General features: G+C 56.7%; 3 protein-coding genes. 2 read left to right on the top strand and 1 reads right to left on the bottom strand.

The annotated features are described in order from the left end of the window. On the top strand, positions 1 to 145 hold a 145-nt coding region (locus tag RTY00_RS22645), incomplete at its 5' end, for an aldo/keto reductase (protein ID WP_312666402.1). 80 nt (positions 146 to 225) lie between these two features. Here the strand turns inward: RTY00_RS22645 and RTY00_RS22640 are convergent. After that, entirely contained in the window at positions 226 to 1,710 is a 1,485-nt protein-coding gene (locus RTY00_RS22640; protein WP_312666400.1) for a PLP-dependent aminotransferase family protein, read from the bottom strand. Positions 1,711 to 1,819: 109 nt separating this feature from the next. Here RTY00_RS22640 and RTY00_RS22635 point away from each other — a divergent pair. After that, positions 1,820 to 2,379, top strand: a 560-nt coding sequence (locus RTY00_RS22635; protein ID WP_312666398.1) for an aminotransferase class III-fold pyridoxal phosphate-dependent enzyme, incomplete at its 3' end; no start/stop codon positions are given.

The following is a 2,379-nucleotide window of genomic DNA, read 5'->3' as shown; positions in this document are numbered from 1 at the left end:
GGCCTGGCTGCTGCAGCGTTCGCCTAACATTTTGCTGATTCCGGGCACGTCATCACCGGAGCACCTGAAGCAGAACATGGCGAGCGCTGAAGTGAAACTTACGCCTGAGATTGTGCAGCGTTTGGATGGTATCGCTCAGCCATAAGTTGACCTGGTCGCCATAAATGGCGACCCTACGAAGACGATGCGGCCGTTGTAGGGTCGCCATTTATGGCGACCTCCACCTCAAATTATCCCCATCTCCGCCAAACACCCTTTCAAGGTACCAAACGCATCCTGACACTGCCGCTCATCGACGCAGGCAAAACCCAGCAGCAAACCGCGCCGCTCCTGCGGATGCATATAATATTGCGACAGCGGCCGCACCTTAACACCGCGCCGCAGCGCCAGTGCGGCGACTGCCACATCGTCACAGCCTGTTGGCAAATTCATCACCAGATGCAATCCCGCCTCGTGATTCACCAACGGCAAAAAAGCAGCCCCTAAATAACGCTCAATCAAGCTAACCATAAAGCGCCGCCGCTGGCTGTAGAGCTTGCGCATGCGGCGAATGTGCGACATGTAATGCCCTTTCTGGATGAACTCCGCCAGCGCGCGCTGCACCAGCAAATGGCCGCCGCGATACAGTTCCGCCGCCGCCACACGCAGCGGCTGCGCCAGCGCTTTTGGCACTACCAAATAACCGAGGCGCAGCGCCGGATAGAGCGTCTTGCTAAAAGTGCCCATATAGATTACTGGCGCATCCGGCTCAAAACCTTGCAGTGATGGGAACGGCTGGCCGGAGAAACGAAACTCGCTGTCGTAATCATCTTCTACCAGCCAGGTTTTGTGCTTACGCGCCAGATCAAGCAGTTGCTTGCGGCGTTCCAGGCTGAGATGCACGCCCAGCGGATATTGGTGTGACGGTGTCACGAAAATCATTTTCGGTGCGCGACTGCGCGGTGGCAAATCGGGAATTAATCCCTGCTCATCCACCGCAATCGCATTGATTTTCAGGCCATTAATGCGCAGCAGATTGCGCGTGCCCCAATAACCGGGCTCTTCGATCCATACCTGATCGCCGGGATCGCACAGCACGCGTGAAACCAAATCCACCGCCTGATGAATCCCTTCGGTGATGATGATTTGATCAGCATCAGCGCGTACCGAACGCGCCACGCTGAGATATTCTGCCAGCGCGGCGCGCAGTTGCGGACAGCCGCCATTGCTGCTGTAGATCAGCCGTTCGATATCCGGTTCACGGTTCAAACGCGCCTGAATCTGGCTGAAGAGTTTATGCGGAAACTGCGTGACATCCGGTGCGCCAGGCACAAAAGCGCCCCACTGATACGGCGACGCATTGGCATGACCGAGCAGCGACGCACCGCGCTTAGAAATCGCCGCCGGTTTCGTGGTTAATGGTTCGATAGTCGCCACATTGCGCGGCGTGTTCAGCGATCCTTCCGGCAAGTTTTCTGCAATCCAGGTGCCGCTACCGGTACGCGCCGTGACGTAGCCTTGCGCCATCAAATTCTCATACACGTTCAACACCGTATTGCGCGACACCGACAGCTCGCGCGCCAAATCGCGCGTGGCGGGCAAGCGCGTGGCACGAGGAAAAATGCCTTCTGCGATAGCGGCTTGCATACAGCTCAGCAAACGCTGCTGCAATGTTCCTTCCGGCATAAACTGCATGCGCTCTAATACATGATCGGCGTACAAACTTCGCAATTGGCTCCCCTCTTTTCACTGAAAGTGGCTCTGGCAAGATAGCTCAGCGCAGGCATAAATAAGCGTGTTTGTCGTGATTTGTAAAGACGCTTATCGCTAAGGAAAGGTTATGGAAGGTAAAAACAGCCAGTTGCAGCAACGTAAAGATGATGCCCTGCCACGCGGCACCGGCAATCTTTGTCAGTGGTACGTAGAGCACGCGGAGAACGCCACGCTGCGCGATGGTGAAGGTAACAGCTGGATCGATTTCGCCGGCGGCATCGCGGTGCTGAACACCGGTCATCGCCATCCGCGCATCGTGCAGGCGATTGCCGATCAGTTAGAGAAATTTACCCATACCGCATTCCAGGTCACGCCGTATGAAAGCTACGTGGCGCTGGCTGAACGCCTCAATCGCCTGGTGCCAATTGCCGGTAAAGCCAAAACTGCTTTCTTCTCCACCGGCGCAGAAGCGGTCGAAAACGCGGTGAAAGTGGCGCGGGCGGCGACCCGTCGTCACGGCATCATCACCTTCGGCAACTCTTTCCACGGTCGTACTTTTATGACCATGGCGATGACCGGTAAAGTGGCACCTTACAAACGCGACTTCGGCCCGATGCCCGCATCGGTGTGGCACGCGCGCTATCCCAACAGTGTGACCGGCATCAGCGTTGATGAAGCGCTGGCCAG

Origin of the sequence: Pantoea sp. CTOTU49201, assembly GCF_032054795.1 — a bacterium.
GTDB lineage: Bacteria > Pseudomonadota > Gammaproteobacteria > Enterobacterales > Enterobacteriaceae > Pantoea > Pantoea symbiotica.
Note: the sequence above shows the minus strand (reverse complement) of the source record. Positions and strands in the feature narration are given on the sequence as shown.